Consider the following 2,426-nt stretch of genomic DNA (forward strand, 5'->3'; position numbering starts at 1 on the left):
CATCGACGAGTTCCTCGACTCCGTTCCCGAGCGCATCGCCCGGTTCGGCGAGTGGGGACGGCTGCCCGCGGGCGCGCCGCAGCAGACGATCGACGTGCTCTTCCCGCGGATCGAGAACGAGGCAGCGGCGAAGTGAGCGAGTCGCTGCGCGAACCCGGCGACGGCGGAGGCGCGCCGGCGGGAGGCCTGCGCAAGCGCAAGGGCGGTGAAACCCGCGATCTGACCCGTCCGCCGGCACCCGAGCCTCTGCCGATCCCGGTCTACGACAACCACACGCACCTCGAGTTCGAGGATGGGCTCGACCTGCTCGATCCGTTGGACTCGCTCGGCCGCGCCGATGCGGTCGGCGTCCGAGGCGTCGTGCAGGTCGGCACCGACCTCGAGACCAGTCGGTGGGGGGCCCAGCTCGCGGCGAGCGATTCGCGCGTGCTCGCAGCCGTGGCGCTGCACCCGAACGAGGCGCCGCGGCTGTTCGCCGAGGGGCGCCTCAGCGAGCACCTCTCCGAGATCGCCCGGCTCGCCGCGCAGCCGCGGGTGCGCGCCGTCGGAGAGACCGGACTCGACTTCTTCCGCACGGGCGAGGACGGGCGGGACGCGCAGCTCGAGTCCTTCGAGGCGCACATCGACATCGCGAAGGCGAACGGCATCGCCCTGCAGATCCACGACCGCGACGCGCACGACGAGGTTGTCGCGACGCTGCGCCGGGTCGGGGCGCCGGAGCGGACGGTCTTCCACTGCTTCTCCGGCGACGTCGAACTCGCGCGGATCTGCGCCGAGCACGGCTGGTACCTCTCGTTCGCCGGGACGATGACCTTCCGGAACGCGCCGGCTCTCCGGGAGGCGCTCACCGTGGCGGATCCCTCGCGCGTGCTGGTGGAGACCGACGCGCCGTTCCTCACCCCCGAGCCGTTCCGCGGCCGACCCAACGCCCCCTACCTGCTGCCTCACACGGTGCGCCGCATGGCCGAGGTTCTGGGAGAACCGCTCGACGGGCTCTGCGCGCGGCTCGCCGCCAACACGGAGCGCGTCTACGGGTCGTGGGAGATGGACGACGATGGCTGAGGTCGATGGCGAGGCCTCGGCCGAGACGGCCGAGGGACGTACCGGGGCAGCGCCCCGCCCCGAGCTCCTCGGTCCCGTCGAAGTGCGCGAACTCGCCGAGCGGCTCGGCGTCTCGCCGACCAAGAAGCTGGGCCAGAACTTCGTCATAGACCCGAACACCGTGCGGAAGATCGTGCGCGCCGCCGGCGTGGACGCCGGCGACCGCGTCGTCGAGATCGGGCCCGGGCTCGGCTCCCTCACTCTCGGGCTCACGGAGTCCGGCGCCGACGTGACCGCGATCGAGATCGACGGGCGGCTGGCGGCCGAGCTGCCTCACACGGTCGCCGAGATGCAGCCGGGGGCGCGGGATCGCCTGCGCGTGATCCGCTGCGACGCCCTCGACGTCACTGCCGAGCAGCTCGCCGACGCCGAGGGGCGCCTGCCCGAGATCCTCGTCGCGAACCTGCCCTACAACGTCTCCGTCCCGATCCTGATGCACCTCCTCGAGCTGATCCCGGCGCTCAGACGCGGCCTCGTGATGGTGCAGTCCGAGGTGGGGCACCGGATTGCCGCGGCTCCCGGAGGCAAGGAGTACGGATCGCCGAGCGCGAAGGCCGCCTGGTACGGCGACTGGCGGATCGCCGGGAACGTGAGCCGCCGCATCTTCTGGCCCGTCCCGGGCGTCGACTCCGTGCTGGTCGGCTACGAGCGCCGCGAGACGCCGCTCGGCGACGAGACGGAGCGGGCGGCCGCGTTCGAGCTCGTGAACGCCGCGTTCGCGCAGCGGCGCAAGATGCTGCGCCAGGCGCTGCAGCCCGTGCTGGGGCCGAGCGAACGGACCGTCGCGATCCTCGAGGCCGCCGGGGTCGACCCCACGGCGCGCGCCGAGCAGCTCGGCATCGAGGCCTACCTGGCCGTCGCCCGGGCCGCTGCCGCAGCAGCCTGAGCGGCTTCAGACCGAATCGAGAGGGTACGCGCCGGGCCGTGCAGTGCAGTAGCGTGGAACCGTGAATGGGGAGCACGGAGTCCGGTCGGTGACCGTGCGCGCCCCGGGCAAGATCAATCTGCTCTTCCGGGTCGGCGCGCGCCAGCCCGACGGCTACCACGACGTCGCCTCGCTGTATCAGGCGCTCTCCCTCTTCGAGGAGGTCACGGCGAGCCCCGCGGACGAGGTGTCGCTGCGGTTCACCGGACCGATCGACGGGTCGGAGCTGCCGCTCGACGAGTCGAACCTGTGCGTGCGCGCCGCGCGCCTGCTGGCGGAGGCCACCGGCCAGGACGCGGGTGTCGCCCTGACCGTGCACAAGCGGGTGCCGATCGCGGGGGGCATGGGCGGCGGATCCGCAGACGCTGCGGCCACACTGGTCGCCTGCGACGAGCTGTGG

General features: G+C 72.7%; 3 protein-coding genes. All 3 read left to right on the plus strand.

The features are described from left to right. Nucleotides 1-132: 132 nt before the first annotated feature. Nucleotides 133-1,062 carry a TatD family hydrolase gene (locus tag ACFPZL_RS12300; RefSeq protein ID WP_382335639.1) on the plus strand — a complete coding sequence of 310 codons (930 nt, stop codon included), beginning with the start codon at nucleotides 133-135 and terminating at the stop codon, nucleotides 1,060-1,062. Continuing rightward, nucleotides 1,055-1,987 carry a 16S rRNA (adenine(1518)-N(6)/adenine(1519)-N(6))-dimethyltransferase RsmA gene (rsmA, locus tag ACFPZL_RS12305; RefSeq protein WP_218115250.1) on the plus strand — a complete coding sequence of 311 codons (933 nt, stop codon included), beginning with the start codon at nucleotides 1,055-1,057 and terminating at the stop codon, nucleotides 1,985-1,987. The genes ACFPZL_RS12300 and rsmA overlap by 8 nt, the downstream gene beginning before the upstream one ends. Nucleotides 1,988-2,048: 61 nt before the next feature. Further along, nucleotides 2,049-2,426 (plus strand): 4-(cytidine 5'-diphospho)-2-C-methyl-D-erythritol kinase (locus ACFPZL_RS12310; RefSeq protein WP_382335641.1); only part of this gene is annotated, 378 nt, incomplete at its 3' end.

Origin of the sequence: Leucobacter soli (assembly GCF_042659205.1) — a bacterium.
GTDB lineage: Bacteria > Actinomycetota > Actinomycetes > Actinomycetales > Microbacteriaceae > Leucobacter > Leucobacter soli.

What these genes read in the sequence shown, in the direction of transcription:
- rsmA (WP_218115250.1), top strand. Translation starts at nt 1,055, where the DNA reads ATGGCTGAGGTCGATGGCGAGGCCTCGGCCGAGACGGCCGAGGGACGT.